This is a genomic window from Acinetobacter sp. 148, from assembly GCF_031196675.1.
Classification (GTDB): domain Bacteria; phylum Pseudomonadota; class Gammaproteobacteria; order Pseudomonadales; family Moraxellaceae; genus Acinetobacter; species Acinetobacter baumannii.
This window is the reverse complement of the sequence record NZ_JAVIMT010000085.1, coordinates 46,495-61,648: the sequence shown is the minus strand read 5'-3', so window position 1 is coordinate 61,648 and position 15,154 is coordinate 46,495. Positions and strand designations below refer to the sequence as shown.

Annotated in this window: 19 protein-coding genes; 17 read left to right on the top strand and 2 right to left on the bottom strand. The window is 35.5% G+C overall.

Annotated elements, in window-relative coordinates; genetic code table 11:
• Positions 1 to 27 precede the first annotated feature (27 nt).
• From RFX69_RS15650 to RFX69_RS15635, 4 genes are all read left to right on the top strand, one after another.
• Positions 28 to 228 carry a hypothetical protein gene (locus RFX69_RS15650; RefSeq protein WP_000564581.1) on the top strand — a complete coding sequence of 67 codons (201 nt, stop codon included), beginning with the start codon at positions 28 to 30 and terminating at the stop codon, positions 226 to 228.
• A 499-nt stretch (positions 229 to 727) separates the two neighbouring features.
• A complete protein-coding gene (locus tag RFX69_RS15645) occupies positions 728 to 952 on the top strand; it encodes a hypothetical protein (protein ID WP_000826147.1) in 225 nt (74 codons plus the stop codon).
• Positions 953 to 1,130: 178 nt separating this feature from the next.
• Entirely contained in the window at positions 1,131 to 1,505 is a 375-nt protein-coding gene (locus RFX69_RS15640; RefSeq protein ID WP_000789457.1) for a TonB C-terminal domain-containing protein, read from the top strand.
• Between the two features lie 173 nt (positions 1,506 to 1,678).
• Positions 1,679 to 2,446, top strand: coding sequence for a class I SAM-dependent methyltransferase (locus RFX69_RS15635; RefSeq protein ID WP_002057617.1), 768 nt, complete (start codon positions 1,679 to 1,681; stop codon positions 2,444 to 2,446).
• A gap of 80 nt (positions 2,447 to 2,526) precedes the next feature.
• Here the strand turns inward: RFX69_RS15635 and RFX69_RS15630 are convergent, their stop codons facing one another.
• Entirely contained in the window at positions 2,527 to 3,612 is a 1,086-nt protein-coding gene (locus RFX69_RS15630; protein ID WP_289332796.1) for an alpha/beta fold hydrolase, read from the bottom strand.
• Positions 3,613 to 3,745: 133 nt separating this feature from the next.
• Between RFX69_RS15630 and RFX69_RS15625 the strand changes: the two genes are divergently transcribed.
• From RFX69_RS15625 to RFX69_RS15595, 7 genes are all read left to right on the top strand, one after another.
• Positions 3,746 to 4,933, top strand: a complete 1,188-nt coding sequence (locus RFX69_RS15625; protein ID WP_289332795.1) for an O-succinylhomoserine sulfhydrylase — start codon at positions 3,746 to 3,748, stop codon at positions 4,931 to 4,933.
• Between the two features lie 177 nt (positions 4,934 to 5,110).
• Positions 5,111 to 5,347: a hypothetical protein gene (locus tag RFX69_RS15620; RefSeq protein WP_000917295.1), complete on the top strand. Its 237-nt coding sequence runs from the start codon at positions 5,111 to 5,113 to the stop codon at positions 5,345 to 5,347.
• Between the two features lie 264 nt (positions 5,348 to 5,611).
• The gene (locus RFX69_RS15615) at positions 5,612 to 5,941 is read left to right on the top strand and encodes a YbaB/EbfC family nucleoid-associated protein (protein ID WP_001024697.1); all 330 of its coding nucleotides are present in this window, start codon (positions 5,612 to 5,614) and stop codon (positions 5,939 to 5,941) included.
• 9 nt (positions 5,942 to 5,950) lie between these two features.
• Positions 5,951 to 6,547 (top strand): recombination mediator RecR, encoded by a 597-nt coding sequence (gene recR / locus RFX69_RS15610; RefSeq protein WP_000490551.1) that lies wholly within the window; start codon positions 5,951 to 5,953, stop codon positions 6,545 to 6,547.
• A gap of 305 nt (positions 6,548 to 6,852) precedes the next feature.
• Entirely contained in the window at positions 6,853 to 7,977 is a 1,125-nt protein-coding gene (locus tag RFX69_RS15605) for an HRDC domain-containing protein (protein ID WP_032043206.1), read from the top strand.
• Between the two features lie 502 nt (positions 7,978 to 8,479).
• Positions 8,480 to 8,746, top strand: a complete 267-nt coding sequence (locus RFX69_RS15600; protein WP_000183704.1) for a hypothetical protein — start codon at positions 8,480 to 8,482, stop codon at positions 8,744 to 8,746.
• A 130-nt stretch (positions 8,747 to 8,876) separates the two neighbouring features.
• Positions 8,877 to 9,218: a hypothetical protein gene (locus RFX69_RS15595; protein WP_000367440.1), complete on the top strand. Its 342-nt coding sequence runs from the start codon at positions 8,877 to 8,879 to the stop codon at positions 9,216 to 9,218.
• A gap of 71 nt (positions 9,219 to 9,289) precedes the next feature.
• Here RFX69_RS15595 and RFX69_RS15590 read toward each other — a convergent pair whose 3' ends face one another.
• Positions 9,290 to 9,454 (bottom strand): hypothetical protein, encoded by a 165-nt coding sequence (locus RFX69_RS15590; RefSeq protein WP_000086293.1) that lies wholly within the window; start codon positions 9,452 to 9,454, stop codon positions 9,290 to 9,292.
• Between the two features lie 442 nt (positions 9,455 to 9,896).
• Between RFX69_RS15590 and RFX69_RS15585 the strand changes: the two genes are divergently transcribed.
• From RFX69_RS15585 to prmB, 6 genes are all read left to right on the top strand, one after another.
• Complete coding sequence (locus RFX69_RS15585; RefSeq protein WP_000543500.1) at positions 9,897 to 10,202, top strand: YcgL domain-containing protein; 306 nt, start codon at positions 9,897 to 9,899, stop codon at positions 10,200 to 10,202.
• A complete protein-coding gene (locus tag RFX69_RS15580; protein WP_001206390.1) occupies positions 10,195 to 10,581 on the top strand; it encodes a hypothetical protein in 387 nt (128 codons plus the stop codon). The genes RFX69_RS15585 and RFX69_RS15580 overlap by 8 nt, the downstream gene beginning before the upstream one ends.
• Before the next feature lie 29 nt (positions 10,582 to 10,610).
• On the top strand, positions 10,611 to 11,462 hold the full coding sequence (locus RFX69_RS15575) for a MoxR family ATPase (RefSeq protein ID WP_309169485.1): 852 nt from the start codon (positions 10,611 to 10,613) through the stop codon (positions 11,460 to 11,462).
• Between the two features lie 15 nt (positions 11,463 to 11,477).
• The gene (locus tag RFX69_RS15570) at positions 11,478 to 12,665 is read left to right on the top strand and encodes a VWA domain-containing protein (protein WP_000498050.1); all 1,188 of its coding nucleotides are present in this window, start codon (positions 11,478 to 11,480) and stop codon (positions 12,663 to 12,665) included.
• A gap of 36 nt (positions 12,666 to 12,701) precedes the next feature.
• Positions 12,702 to 13,907 (top strand): tryptophan synthase subunit beta, encoded by a 1,206-nt coding sequence (gene trpB, locus RFX69_RS15565; protein WP_289332794.1) that lies wholly within the window; start codon positions 12,702 to 12,704, stop codon positions 13,905 to 13,907.
• 236 nt (positions 13,908 to 14,143) lie between these two features.
• Positions 14,144 to 15,148 carry a 50S ribosomal protein L3 N(5)-glutamine methyltransferase gene (prmB, locus tag RFX69_RS15560; RefSeq protein ID WP_289332793.1) on the top strand — a complete coding sequence of 335 codons (1,005 nt, stop codon included), beginning with the start codon at positions 14,144 to 14,146 and terminating at the stop codon, positions 15,146 to 15,148.
• Positions 15,149 to 15,154 lie beyond the last annotated feature (6 nt).

Here is a 15,154-nt window from a genome sequence, read left to right as displayed (position 1 = left end):
TCACATAGCTTAAAAAGGATGGTTCACATGATAGATGAAGAAAAGCCTTTAAATTTTGAAGATGATGACGAGCCTCTTGATTTTGAAGATGAAGAATTCATAGACGATAAAAAAGAGGACGAAATGTATAACTCGATTACTAAGGATGGCTCTAGTGTCGATCCTGCTGATGATGGGACACGACATATTCGTCCTGAAGACGGCGATCCGATTGAAATTGATGAGTAAATGCATCAGTTTAAAAAAGATTAGTCTTTTTAATCTTTAAGTATAAGTGTAATATCCGAGCGCTGTCACAAACAGCAAAAAGTCCTGAATGATCAGCGCAAAAAATCAAAAAGGGGTAAAGCCTGCTTACAAAGCGGGCTTTTTTTGTATTTATAAAAATCTAGACTAAAGAAAGTAAGTAAACGCTTTTAAAAAAATAATTAATTTTTCAAAAATATTTAGCAGATGAGAAGAACAGATACAAATACCTAGTGTTTGTAATGAGCATTTAAGAGGAGTACAAAGGTAAATAACAAAAATAAGAAAAATAAAAAGATCATAAGTTAAAACATATCATTAAATTATTTAGGTATTTTACACAATTTAACACTTTATGCAAATTACTTTACATTTCATTGAGTTTTTGTAAAAAATTGGCTAGTCCTAATCGTTTTAAAAATGTGACAATCAGTGGATAATTTGTTAGATTGTTTGATTTTTATAATAACAGGTGAAACAGATGAAGAGATTGTTACTTGTATTGGCTACAGGATTTGGTTTAGATGGGTGTGCATCGTTAACACAAAAAGCAGATGAAAATTATATTACTAAATCGCCTGTTACTCCGGTCAATACTGCCTTTAATGCCACTAAAGTACTTGAACATGGAATTTTTACTGAGCAGGATATTGCTGATATGCCTGAACACTCAAATATAAATTCACGTTATAAAATATCTTTTTAAAACGATGCTGAAAATTATAATTAAATAGTTAAACTAAATAATCATCGTAAATTAGCTGAAATTTAGAATTTGCTAAGAACATATTTAGTAGTAGCTATTTAGCATAAAACCACCATTTAGGTGGTTTTTAAAAAGATAAAATGTTAAATTTTAATCGTTGAAAAAATTGGTTTTATAAATGAAAAACATCATTATTTTAACTTCTATATTGTTATTAAGTGGGTGCACAATTAATTCTAAGTTATTATCACCAGCAAAAAGTGATGATGAGAAAATTATTGTAGAAGCAGAAAAGTACAAGCAACAATATCAAAAAAAGATCTTTAAAATTTGGAATGTTCCGCCTTCTTCAGTGGGAATGAGTGCTAGCGTTAAAGTCTTTTTAAGTGATACTGGTGAGATTGAGCAAATTATTTTTCTAGATAAAGAAGACCAAAAGTTTAAGTCGAGTATTGAAAAGGCGATATGGCGTGCAAGTCCCTTTGTTTTACCTTCTAATCCGGAAGTTAGAAAACAAGTAAGAAAGTTCAATATTAAATTTACTGCAAAGTAATTTTTAAATATGAACTTGGCCTTACATTAAAAAACCACCATTTGGTGGTTTTTTATTAAGAATTGATAGAGATACAAATTATAACTTTATTTTATTAATTATTGAAAAACTAATCATTATTTTTTATCTACTTTTTCTTTTATGGTTAACTCATCAAAGAAGAGGAATAAGCCATGTTGAATCAACATGAGATAAATTTAAAACAGTATCAAAATAAATCTTTAAGTTATTTGAATAGCACAGCTCACTCTGAAGGGGTCGAGTTTGATAAATTCATTAAAGAAATTGATGAATATTCAAATGCCGTTGTTTTAGATTTAGGTTGCGGTGGTGGTCATGTAGCTTATAACGTTGCTCGCCATGCAGATCTGGTTTTTGCTTATGATTTATCTCATGAAATGCTCGATACAGTTTCAAAAGCTGCCAATGCTCGAAAAATAAAAAATATTTTTGTACAGCAAGGTATTGCTGAAGATATGCCTTTTACTGATGAACAGTTTGATGTAATTATTAGTCGATATTCTGCCCATCATTGGCAGCATGTCCCAACAGCAATGAAAGAAATAAATCGTGTATTAAAGCCAAATGGCATTGTTATTTTTGTTGATATTATTAGCTCAAGTTTCCCTATTTTAGATACATTTTTACAGACTATAGAAGTGATTCGAGACCCTAGTCATGTACGAAATTACAGTATTAAAGACTGGGTTCACTTTATTGAAGATGCTGGGTTTGAATTAACAACTTTAGAGAAACAAACCCTCAAACTAGATTTTGATAGTTGGGTACAGCGCATGAAGACACCTGAAGATCAAATAAAAACGCTTAGGTATCTCCAAGAAAATGCAGCAGATGTTGTTAAAAAGTATTTTAATATTCAAAAAGATGGAAGTTTTGAAAGTAAGGTCGGGTACTTTGTATTTAAAAAACTATCCTTCTAGTGAGTCTAAGCTTGGATTTGTGTTCATAGAGAAAATGTTAGATAAAAGCCCTCATATAGAGGGCTTTTTTATGCCTAAATTTAGATTTTTGTTGAACGCTCACTCAGCCATGTTGCTAGCTTTGGCCAGAATTCCTGCGCACTTGCTTGGCTTGACATTAGACCTAAATGACCGCCAGGAATAAGAGTAAATGTAACATCTTGGCTACTGGTTAACTGACTTAATGGCTGAGCTGCATCTGCCGTCACTAATTGATCACTACGACCAGCTCCAACTAAGAGTGAACAGTCGATATTTTTTAATTCGATTTTTTTATCTTTTAACTGAATAGAACCTTGTCTTAATGGATTTTGCAGCCAAACATTAAATAACATGTCCTGATTAATACCTCCCGGATAATCAATCATATTGTTTAAAAAACTGCTTAATGTGGCATGTTCTTGTACGAACTGAAGGTCATTAAGGTTCTTAAGTAATTGAATATGGCCATCGAACCAGCCTTTAGGGTCAAGAATTTTAAAGCCTAAAGAATTTAAAATGCCCGGAGTATGAATTAAACGCTTCGGTAAACCTGAGTAAATACGTTCCTGAAGCTTTTTATTGCGGGCAATAGTTTTGTTTATGGTTCGGTAGAGTTTTCCAATATAACCAGAAGCATAGCTATCGATTGGGCTACCTAAAACTATAAGGTTTTTGACATAATTCGGATGATTATGCGCTGTATATAAAGTAACGAATATGCCAGCCATACTCCATCCGTGTAGAGAAATTTGATCACTGCCTGAATGTGTTCGAACAAGCTCTATAGCTTTAGGAATAAAATCTTCAATAAACGATAAAAAGTTAAGATGTCTATCTTTAAAGCCTAAACGCCCCCAATCGACAAGGTATACGTCAAAACCTGCATTTTGGAAGTATTTGATAAGAGAACGATATGGATATAAATCATAAATCGCCATATTAATAGCTAAAGGTGCCACAAATACTAATGGTTCTCTAAAGTTCTTTTCTGTAGCTGCATAATAACGAACACGGGTTTGGTTGAATTCACCAATCACTTCAAACGGAGTGCTTTGTGACAATACTAATGTTTGAGGACGAAATAGTCGGGTAGAGAGGTGCTTGATTTGACTTTGTTCTGAGACAAGGGACTTTAAGCGTTTCATCTTGTTTTACCAACTATACTAAAGATTGATTGAAGTCTAAGCGATAATTTTCAGGTTTACCTTGACCTTAAATACCTTAGGCACTCAAAATGATGATAGTTTTTAGTACATGACCAGTAAAGGCGAACATTTAATGAACCAGTCTGATGATTTAGAATACCAACTTGATACTTTAGCCATTCGTACCGGACACACTCGTAGTTTTGAAGGTGAGCATGGCGAACCAATTTTTTTGACTTCATCTTTTGTATATGAAAACGCTGCTGAAGCAGCTGCAAAATTTTCTGGTCAGGTTCAAGGAAATATCTATTCTCGTTTTACTAATCCGACTGTATCGATGTTCGAAAAACGTTTAGCGGCTTTAGATGGGGCTGAACGTGCCGTGGCTACAAGCTCAGGTATGGGAGCAATTCTATCGATTGCTATGGCGTATCTAAAAGCAGGTGATCATGTTATTTGCTCAAGAGCAGTTTTCGGTTCTATTGTCGCTTTATTTGAAAAATACATTGCCAAATTTGGTGTAGATATCACATTTGTTGATCTACGCGATTTAGATGCATGGAAAAATGCAGTACGTCCAGAAACTAAACTATTATTTGTTGAGTCACCGTCTAATCCATTAGCTGAAATCGCAGATATCCAAGCGCTTGCAGATATTGCACATGCAAATGGCGCATTACTTGCTGTTGACAATAGTTTCTGTACACCTGTTTTACAGCAACCGTTAAAGTTGGGTGCAGATCTAGTGATTTACTCTGCGACTAAATATTTAGATGGCCAAGGCCGTGCGTTAGGTGGTGCAGTGGTAGGTAAACATCAACTCCTAGAAGAAGTTTTTAGCGTAGTGCGTACTTTAGGGCCATCTATGAGTCCGTTTAATGCATGGATTTTCTTAAAAGGATTAGAAACTTTGCGTTTACGTATGAAAGCGCACTGTGAAAATGCTCAAAAACTTGCCGAGTGGTTGTCTACCCATGAAAAAGTAGAAAAGGTCTATTATGGCGGGCTTCCAACTCATGAAGGTCATGAACTTGCAGCAAAACAGCAAAATGGCTTTGGCGGGATTGTTTCTTTTGTAGTTAAAGGTGAGCGTGAAGGCGCGTGGAAGGTTATTGATAACACCAAATTTATTTCTATCACGGGTAATTTAGGTGATGTGAAATCAACAATTACGCATCCTGCTACAACCACACACGGCAAACTTTCTACTGAAGCAAAACAAGCTGCTGGTATTCAAGAAGGCTTAATCCGCGTTTCGGTTGGCTTAGAAGATATTAACGATATTATTGGTGATATCTCACGTGGATTAGATTTGATCTAATAAAATTTATATATCTAAGAATTAAGCCACACTCATTTTAGTGTGGCTTTACTTTAAGGGAAGTTACTCACAAACAACGATTGAAATAAAAAAGCTACATTTTGTTGTAAATGAATTAAAAATCACAACGTATAAAAGTTCTAAATTTAATAAAAATAACAAAGTGAGTTTTTAACCATGCTTAAGCCTATAATTATTTTAGTTGCTATAGGGGCAATTGGTTTGGTTGGATACAAAGTATTTGCCCAAAAGGATGAACCGACTCAAATTAACGAAACTGTTCTATTGATTAATGATGCAAATAAATCAGTTGAAGAAGCTGATCATACAATAGAAAAAGCGAATGCCTCTTTTCAGAAAATTCCTTTAAATGAATATAAACCCGACAATAGCACCCTCCAAGCCTCGCAATAGCTTAACTTAAATTTTAGAACTGGCCTTCGCAGTAAAAAGTTTCGTATAGAAGCTTTAAATGGATGAGTTACCTCAAAGAGTTTCATAGATACCAATAGAAAACATTAATTTATTGTGTCAGAATTGCGGATTAATTTTGATTTAAACGTACTGACCTCAATGATCTCACTGATCGATAGGGGCGTTCAAAGAGTTTAAGTTCCGAAGTGTTATATGACTATCAATAATACTTGAAATATTTGATAGAGATACGGAGTTAGGTTTATGAATATCAATATGCTCATGCAGCAAGCGCAGCGCATGCAAAAAGATATGGAATCAAATATAAAAAAGGCTAAAGAAGAGCTTGCTCAAACTGAAGTACACGCTGAAGCGGGTGGTGGTTTAGTTAAAGTAACAATGACTGGCCGTTATATCGTAAAACGTATCGAAATTAATCCAGAATTACTTCAAGACGAACCAGACATGATTGAAGACTTAATCGCAGCTGCGGTGAATGATGCTGTGCGTCAAGCTGAAGTAGTTTCTGAAGAAAAAATGCAAAAAGCTAACTCAGGTATGGGTTTACCTCCTGGTTTAGCAGGCATGTTCTAAGGAAAATCAGTGTTTAGTGATAGATTTGAACAACTCGTTCAAGCTTTACGTATTTTGCCTAGCGTTGGACCGAAGTCGGCCCAACGTATGGCTTTACATCTTTTGATGAAAAATCGTGAAGGTGCATTTGCTTTAGCACATGCTCTACATGAAGCATCAAGTTATATTCATGAATGTAGTGTTTGCCACTCTTTAACAGAGCACGAAATTTGTGATATTTGCGCTTCAACAGAAAGAGATGATCAATTGCTTTGTGTAGTTGAGTCTCCGGCAGATGTTATGGCAATCGAGCAAAGTGGTAGTTTTCGTGGCAAATATCATGTGTTGGGTGGGCACCTTTCTCCATTAGATGGAATTGGGCCAGAAGAAATAGGTATTCCTTATCTAATCCAACGGTTAAGCCAAGGTACGATCGAAGAAGTCATTTTGGCAACTAATGCTACTGTGGAAGGTCAGGCGACAGCGCATTATTTGGTTGAAGCGACGAAGCATTTACCTATTCACATGACACGTATTGCGCAAGGCGTACCACAAGGTGGCGAGCTTGAATATGTGGATAGTCATACCTTAAGTCAGGCTGTTCATAACCGTATGCGTATGAAATAAGTACCTCGGTGCTTATTTCAAAGATTTTTTAAATAATATCGTATTATCTAAAAATCTTTTTAAAAGACAAAAACATATTTTTAAAAACGACTCAGTGAATATATAAATTAAAAAAAGCTTTTGTAAAAAATAAATATTTAGAAGGACATTAAATTTGAAAAATTTAAAATAATGATCAAAAAATTATCTCTTTTTTGGAAAATTGTTCAAAAATAGATTATTCATCAAGGATTCAGTAGCATTTTTCTAATCCTATGTTATATATACCAGAGTTTAAAGCACTCTTTGCATTTACTTGAGAAAGCATGTTTCAGTTTATCCAACAGCAAACCGAATTGGTTGATGTTCTTCAACAAATGGATCAATGTTCAACTTATGGGCTTGATACAGAATTTATTAAGGTTGATACCCTTTGGCCTAAACTTGGAGTATGTCAAGTCAATGTCAACGGAAATGTATATTTGCTGGATGGAGTGTCTTTAGATTTAAGCGAGTTTTGGAAAAAAATCTTTCTTGCTCAACAAAATATTTTTCATGCATGTGGTGAAGATATTGATTTAATCTATCACTATGCCGATGAACAAAACCTATTAAATGTTTTTGATACTCAAGTTGGATTATCCTTTTTGGGACATGGTTTACAAGTAAGTTATCAAGGTGCATTAAAGCTTTGTTTAGAGATTGATATTGAAAAGGACCAGACTCGATCAGACTGGTTGGCACGTCCTTTATCTCCGCAACAGCTATGCTATGCGGCAAATGATGTTTTATACCTTATGCAATTAGCTAACCATATTAAAGATCAGCTCAAACAAAAAGGGCTTTATGAGTATGTTCTTGAGGATTGTAGTAGTTTAACCAAAGAAATTATTAGTGAAACACCAACCCCGTTGTTATATACAGATGTGGGCAATTATCGTCATTCACGCCGTCAATTAATGCAATTGCAAAATTTAAGTGAGTGGCGTGAAGAGGTGGTTAGAGCAACAAACCAACCACGTAGTTTTATCCTTAGAAATTCGACGATGATTGATTTAGTCGAAAAAAATCCACGTAATAGTTTCCAATTATCTCAAGTAAAAGATATCCGTCCGAATGTTGTCCGTGAATATGGAAAGATTATTCTTGATCTTTTAAAAGACTTACCTGTTGAAGGACACTGGCCAGCTAAAATTGCTAAACCTTTTAAAATTACATCCAAAGAAACTCTGAATAAAATGGATGCATTGATCTCTAAAGCGATAGAACAAACCTCTATACCTAAAGAAGTTTTACTACGTAAGAAATGGTTAAATGCGATTCATCAGCATGTGCTTACTAAAGGTGATGAACAGGATCTCCCAGATTATTTATTGGGTTGGCGCTATGAGCTTTTAACTAAGCCGCTTATTCAGTTATTTAAAGAAGAGAGAGCTAGTCTTTTATTTTAGGTTTAGGTATTAAGAAAAATTTTCAGTTAAATTGAATTTTAAGATTCAAAATAACTTATCTGATTAATAACTAATCAGTTGGTGTTCGTTAATATAACTTTAAAATAAAATCATTTAATAAGTTAGTCTTTATAAGATTAACTTTTTGTTTAGTTTTAGTTTATATTTCACTAATTTTATAAAGTTTAAATTATAAAAAGATGAGTTAATCTTAATTATAGAAAGTCATGCTGAATTAAATTAACTTTATTAGTGAGAAAAATTCAATTGTGTATATATACAGGTCTGTATATTCTTGGTAGCAAGAAAAACAATTTCAAAATAAACAATATATAACTATAAGTTTGTTTCGGTGCAGAAATATAGAGGCCTTCTCGGGGAGAGGAGGCCTCTAATTTTATATATGGAGGAGTAAAAAGTTTTTAAAATCAATAATAAGCTAATATTGAGATCAATTTTTTTATGTTATAAATGAAAACTACTAATAATTAGAGATATAAATATGACGAATAATTTTAATGCTGAACAGGCAAGAAAAAATGCGAAAGACGTAAAAATAGATCAAGCACTATTGTTAGAAAAAATTTTATCTGGAACCGAGGAAATCTCGAAAGAAGGTAAGCGACGGGCAGTTTTTCAATTTCCAATAGATGCTTTGCATCCTGAACATATCACACAGGTAGAGGAAGAGTTAAAAACACGAGGTTTTAATGTCTCAACCAATATTGAGCAATCAGGTACAACAGTTAATATTGAAGTCAGTTTCTAAGCTTTTGTTCAATGAAAACGCCCATAATTTTGGGCGTTTTTTATAATTTTTTACAATCTAAATTCATAATAATCAACATATTGTTTGACAGGTTTATCCTTCTTCTGTAGCTTTACTTTTTGAGTGGAATATGGATATGAACTTCCAAACAATACTTTCATCTTTCAAAAATCAATCTACTGGTACAGATGCATTTAAGAATTTAAAAAGTGCCTGTGAACACCATCTCAAACATTCATCACACCTAAACGAAAAAGCTGTAATTTATCTCATTTATGGGTTTGCCCGTAGTTATGTCATCTTATATGAAGATGAAGCGGTAACTACCGATTTCGCTCAAGCTTCGAAAGAAATGTTAGTGAATTACATGAATCGCTTAAATGAAGCCTTAAGTACTCAAGATGACCATATAATCTTAAATACTTTAAATCAGGTAAGTAATGATTATATGCAAGGCTCAAGAATCTTTTAATGCTTGCGTTAACATGTTGATAAGATACTTCTTTAGTCATAGGCCAACTAAAGAAGTATCCAGTGGTAGTTTTAATGTGATTTTTTCTTGCCGCCGCCATCTTGTTTATTGACGGTAGACCATGCAATACGTTCAGCTTCTTCTTGAGAATGACCTCTATCTACTTCACTCTCAACAATATGTTTCGCCTGACGTTTTTGTTTTGCTGTATAAGATGATTTGTCGCCACGAGACATAGCATAGACCTCCATATTTTCTTTTAAGATCTTCTATTATTGAATCATATTAAAAATCAAAAACGGTTAAATAATGTCTTATCCTGTATACATAAGTTGAATCTTATTTAGAGCTTATTTAACTTTATACTTAACCGTAAATTTATAAAATTCAATAGATTAAATCAAAGCTAGTCTGCTTTAGTTCAAATTTTATTGTTTTTAAAATGTAAAATTTTTATTTTATAAAAGTCGACAAAAAGATTTTTTATGTAAAATTAAAGAGTTAATGAAGGTTGAAAATTTAAAACTTTGGAAAATTAAAAGTTATTTATCGACCTTAATGATTGTTGTAGGTTAATATTTTGCAAGAAAAGAAAAAACGACTGATGCGTAAACAAACCTGCGTGTGTCTGTCGTTTTTTTTCATGTATGCTGTCCTTAGTTCAAGAGTTGATTTGAAATGCACTGTGATATTTATAGATCGAGCAAAAAAGATGAAATGTACATTTATATTGCTCGTCCAAACTATCCTGATGAAACGGAGCAAGCCGATCCGTTTGAAAAAGTTCCAGAAGCTGTTTTACAAGCCTTTGGCCGTGCAACGTTTGTCATGCATTTAGAATTGGCTCCAACACGTAAATTAGCGCGTGTAAATGTTTTACATGTTCTAGACTCATTACAAACAAAAGGCTTCTTTATTCAGATGCCGCCAGAAGGGTTAATTAACCCAAATGCAGTTGAACCAGAGGGCTTACGTGGTGCGTGAAGATCAAGCTGGAATTTTAAATCAATTACTTTCTTCTCTCGATGCAATTCCTGAAGAGATTATTGCTTTAACAGCTTATGGCGTTGGCGCTATTATTGCCTTGTGGTGCTGGTGGCGTTTAATGCGCCGCTTACCTACCACTTTGGGCGCAATAAGCTGGTTAGTTGTTTTTGCTATTTTGGTGACACCGACTGTTTCGGAAGGGCCTAATGCATCTGTAGCGCCAGCTATTTTTGGACTACTATTTGGTGTTTTAACTAAAGACAGTCCTTTAATCTGGTCAAATTTATCCTTAATTCTGTTTGTAATCGGTCTAGGTTTGGTTATTGGCTATTGTTGGTCAAAATATATAACAAACAAAAGCATGCGTTCCATCTAACCATTGAAATAGAAAAATAAGGTCTCTACATGTCTGCTGATACCCAACATTTTACCGGTACAGATCAATATATCGCGACTGATAGTCTTAAACTTGCTGTAAAAGCAGCTCGTGCTTTGCAAAAGCCTTTATTGGTTAAAGGTGAGCCGGGTACAGGTAAGACTTTACTTGCCGAGCAAGTGACAGAAAGTCTTGGTTTAAAACTCATTACTTGGCACATCAAGTCAACGACTAAGGCACAGCAAGGCTTATATGAATACGATGCTGTGTCTCGTTTGCGTGATAGCCAACTTGGTGATGATCGTGTTTACGATATTAAGAACTATATTAAGCCCGGTAAATTGTGGGAAGCTTTCACCAGTGAAGAGCGCTGTGTGCTTTTAATTGATGAAATTGATAAGGCAGACATTGAATTTCCAAATGACCTGTTACATGAACTTGATAAAATGTCTTTTTATGTTTATGAAACAGGCGAAACAATTACGGCTACTCAACGTCCAATCGTAATTATTACTTCAAATAATGAAAAAGAATTACCAGATGCTTTCTTGCGTCGCTGTTTCTTCCATTACATTGAGTTCCCAGATGAAGCAACGATGCGCGAAATTATCTCGGTACATTTCCCGAATATCTCTGCAACTTTGGTAAATGAAGCGCTTCAAGTTTTCTTCAAGCTCCGTGAAATTCCTAACTTGAAGAAACCACCATCTACATCTGAACTGATCGATTGGTTGAGTCTGCTTATGGCAGATGATATGCCTGAAGATGTACTACGTAATCGAGATACATCAAAAGCTATTCCACCTTTGTATGGCGCACTCATTAAAAACGAACAAGATGTGCAACTGCTTGAACGTTTGGCTTTCATGTCGCGACGTTAAAGGAGGGAATAACCCATGTTTGTGCGGTTATTTTACACCTTACGAAAATATGGTGTTCCAGTCACGACTCGTGAACTGATTGACTTAAATCGTGCAGTAAGCGAAGGGCTAGTTTTTGCCGATCAAGAAGATTTCTATCAACTTGCTAAAACCATTTTAGTTAAAGATGAACGTTTTTTTGATAAGTTCGATCGTGCCATGAAAGATTACTTTGATGGCATAGAAACCTTTGATATTGATGAGTTACTCAAGCAAGTCCATAAACTTCCAAAAGACTGGTTCGACTTAGAACTTCTAGAAAAGCATTTAACACCAGAGCAAAGAGCTGAACTTCAAAAAGCAGGTTCTTTAGAAGAACTGATGAAAATGCTAGAAGAGCGTTTACGTGAACAGCATAAAAAACATCAAGGTGGTAACCGTATGGTTGGCACGGGTGGAACTTCACCTTTTGGTGCTTTTGGTGACCATCCGGAAGGCGTCAGAATTGGTGGGCCGGGCCGTAAACGTTCAGCGGTTAAAGTTTGGGAACAGCGTAAATACCAAAACCTAGATGACGACCAAGTTCTTGGTACCCGCCAAATGCAAATTGCTTTACGACGTTTACGTAAATTTGCAAGACAAGGTGCTGCCGAAGAGTTAGACGTTGACGGTACAATCCGTGAAACGGCCAAGCAGGGTATTCTTGACGTTCAAATGGTGCCAGAGCGTCGAAATCGAATCAAAGTGCTCATGTTGTTTGATGTAGGTGGTTCGATGGATGCACACATTGCCCAATGTGAAAAGTTATTTAGCGCAGCTAAAACAGAATTTAAAACGCTTGAATACTTTTATTTCCATAATTGTCTTTATGACTATGTTTGGAAAGATAACTACCGAAGAACAGCTACTCGCATGAACACATGGGACTTGTTTCATACCTATGGACGTGACTATCGTGTAATTGTCGTAGGTGATGCCAGTATGGCACCGTATGAGCTGAAATCGGTAGGTGGTTCGGTTGAATATATGAATGATGAAGCAGGTGAAGTTTGGTTACGTCGCCTACGTCAGCATTTTGATAAAACAGCATGGTTAAACCCTGAAACAGAAGGGTATTGGCATTACACTCAAACAATTGGTTGGATTAAAGAGATTTTTGAAAACCATATGTATCCAATGACCCTAAAAGGCATTGAGGATTTGACGCGTTACCTTTCTCGATAAACTTGATAACTTTAATAATTTAAAAAGAGGGATGATATGCAACATCAAATTAATGGTATTGCTTTACCGAATGAACAAGGATTTTTTGGTGAATATGGAGGGCAATTTATTCCTCCACATTTAAAAGAAGCAATGGATGAAATTAATGTTGCTTATGAAGAAATTCGCCATACGCCAGAATTTCAAAATGAATTAGCAGACCTCTTTGCAAATTATGTCAGCCGTCCCAGTCCTTTATTTCATGCAAAACGCCTTTCAGAACAGTTAGGTGGCGCGCAAATTTATTTAAAGCGTGAAGACTTAAATCATACCGGTGCCCACAAAATTAACCACTGTTTAGGTGAGGCTTTACTTGCTAAGTATATGGGCAAAAAGAAAGTCATTGCCGAGACGGGTGCGGGTCAGCATGGGGTGGCTTTAGCAACGGCTTGTGCTCTAGTGGGTATTCCATGTGAAATCCACATGGGGCAAGTAGATATTGAAAAAGAACATCCAAATGTGGTCAAAATGAAAATTTTGGGCGCTCATTTGGTGTCAGTAACTCGCGGTACAGCAACCTTAAAAGATGCCGTAGATAGCGCGTTTGAAGAATATTTAAAAGATCCTAAAAACTTTATTTATGCGATTGGTTCTGTGGTTGGACCCCATCCATTTCCTAAAATGGTTCGAGATTTTCAATCGATTATTGGTAAGGAAATTAAAGAGCAGACGCATCAACGATTTGGAAAAAATCCAGATTGTGTTGTCGCATGTGTCGGTGGTGGTTCAAATGCAATCGGTGCCTTTACAGCTTTTTTAAATGATTCAGATGTGAAACTTGTAGGAGTTGAACCTGCTGGACATGGGCTAGACACAAATATGCATTCGGCAACCCTAACATTAGGTAAACCAAGCCAAATTCATGGTATGGCATGTTATGTTCTTGAAAATGAGGCGGGTGAACCTTTACCTGTGCATTCTATCGCTTCAGGATTGGACTATCCTGGTGTTGGGCCACAACATAGTTTCTTAAAAGATTTAGGCCGTGTGGAATATAGCACTGCAACTGACCAAGAATGTTTAGATGCGTTTATGACCTTATCACGAGTTGAAGGTATTGTTCCTGCGCTTGAAAGCTCACATGCTGTCGCATGGGCAATACGTGAAGCGCCAAAACTGCCGAAAGAAACCATGATCGTGGTGAATCTGTCGGGTCGTGGCGATAAAGATTCTGATTATGTGGCAGAAAAACTTAAGCTTTAAACTAAATATACTTAAAGAGCGGCTCATTTCGAAAGGCCGCTTTTTTATTTTATAGACTAAATTTTACCCTATTTAAAAGTTCATTATTTCTTAATTAAAACAAAGTATTTTGATTTTGAGCCCTGACTGTTCGAGATAGATATGTAAAACACTGGTTCACAAGGCAAAGCGTTGCTTTGCACTACCTCACTCAGTAGAATAGTCACTTTGCAAAATTTGCCTTTGGAGACGCCTAAGTGGAGCGACCGACGATTAGCCCTGAACAATTACAGGAAGCTGCTGAAAATTTATCAACAATTCGAGATTTTATTCGTTTTGGGGTGTCAGCATTACGTCAATATGATGCACATTTAGGACAAGGTACTGAAGATTATTTCGCAGAAAGCTCTGCATTAGTTTTACAAACCTTATCTCTTGAATGGTCAGCAGATTCAGAGATTTTAGATGCGAAGCTTTTACCAAGTGAAAAAGCAGAATTCTTAAGCTTGTTGGAACGCCGTATTAATGAGCGTATTCCGACTTCTTATTTATTAAATTTAGCTTATTTCTTTAATAAGCCATTTTATGTGGATGAGCGCGTACTTATTCCTCGCTCACCAATTGCAGAGTTAATTGAGCAACGTTTTGCGCCATATTGTTTAGATGAAAATGGCCAAATGCGTGAAGCGCTTAATAACTTACCAGAAAATACCAAGCCTAAAACTCCACAACGTATTTTAGATATGTGTACAGGTTCTGGCTGTATTGCGGTAGCTTTAGCTTATGCTTATCCAGATGCAGAAGTAGATGCAACAGACATCTCTAAAGAAGCTTTAGAAGTAGCATCAATTAACGTTGAACATCACAATAAACAATACCAAGTTGCATTACTTGAGTCGGATTTATTTGAAAAAATTCCAGCTGAAAACCAGTACGATTTAATTGTAAGTAATCCTCCGTACGTTGATGCCGAAGATATGGCTGACTTACCGGAAGAGTTTTTACATGAACCTGAGCTTGCATTGGCAGCAGGTCAGGATGGTTTAGACTTGGTTCGTAAAATGCTTGCTCAAGCGGCAGATTACTTAACGGAAGATGGTCTTATAGTTATTGAAGTCGGTAACTCTGAATGGGCTATGCGCCAAAACTTTAATACAGTTGATTTCAACTGGCTTACTTTCCAAAAAGGTGGTTCAGGTATTTTTGCTTTGACTGCTGAACAATGTCGTCGTTATAGAAAATTATTTGAAGAACAAGTTTAAGGAGTT

What these genes read in the sequence shown, in the direction of transcription:
- RFX69_RS15575 (WP_309169485.1), top strand. Translation starts at nt 10,611, where the DNA reads ATGTCTGCTGATACCCAACATTTTACCGGTACAGATCAATATATCGCG.
- RFX69_RS15590 (WP_000086293.1), bottom strand. Translation starts at nt 9,454, where the DNA reads ATGTCTCGTGGCGACAAATCATCTTATACAGCAAAACAAAAACGTCAG.
- RFX69_RS15645 (WP_000826147.1), top strand. Translation starts at nt 728, where the DNA reads ATGAAGAGATTGTTACTTGTATTGGCTACAGGATTTGGTTTAGATGGG.
- trpB (WP_289332794.1), top strand. Translation starts at nt 12,702, where the DNA reads ATGCAACATCAAATTAATGGTATTGCTTTACCGAATGAACAAGGATTT.
- RFX69_RS15625 (WP_289332795.1), top strand. Translation starts at nt 3,746, where the DNA reads ATGAACCAGTCTGATGATTTAGAATACCAACTTGATACTTTAGCCATT.
- RFX69_RS15615 (WP_001024697.1), top strand. Translation starts at nt 5,612, where the DNA reads ATGAATATCAATATGCTCATGCAGCAAGCGCAGCGCATGCAAAAAGAT.
- RFX69_RS15640 (WP_000789457.1), top strand. Translation starts at nt 1,131, where the DNA reads ATGAAAAACATCATTATTTTAACTTCTATATTGTTATTAAGTGGGTGC.
- RFX69_RS15620 (WP_000917295.1), top strand. Translation starts at nt 5,111, where the DNA reads ATGCTTAAGCCTATAATTATTTTAGTTGCTATAGGGGCAATTGGTTTG.
- RFX69_RS15600 (WP_000183704.1), top strand. Translation starts at nt 8,480, where the DNA reads ATGACGAATAATTTTAATGCTGAACAGGCAAGAAAAAATGCGAAAGAC.
- RFX69_RS15605 (WP_032043206.1), top strand. Translation starts at nt 6,853, where the DNA reads ATGTTTCAGTTTATCCAACAGCAAACCGAATTGGTTGATGTTCTTCAA.
- RFX69_RS15650 (WP_000564581.1), top strand. Translation starts at nt 28, where the DNA reads ATGATAGATGAAGAAAAGCCTTTAAATTTTGAAGATGATGACGAGCCT.
- RFX69_RS15635 (WP_002057617.1), top strand. Translation starts at nt 1,679, where the DNA reads ATGTTGAATCAACATGAGATAAATTTAAAACAGTATCAAAATAAATCT.
- RFX69_RS15630 (WP_289332796.1), bottom strand. Translation starts at nt 3,612, where the DNA reads ATGAAACGCTTAAAGTCCCTTGTCTCAGAACAAAGTCAAATCAAGCAC.
- RFX69_RS15570 (WP_000498050.1), top strand. Translation starts at nt 11,478, where the DNA reads ATGTTTGTGCGGTTATTTTACACCTTACGAAAATATGGTGTTCCAGTC.
- RFX69_RS15585 (WP_000543500.1), top strand. Translation starts at nt 9,897, where the DNA reads ATGCACTGTGATATTTATAGATCGAGCAAAAAAGATGAAATGTACATT.
- RFX69_RS15595 (WP_000367440.1), top strand. Translation starts at nt 8,877, where the DNA reads ATGGATATGAACTTCCAAACAATACTTTCATCTTTCAAAAATCAATCT.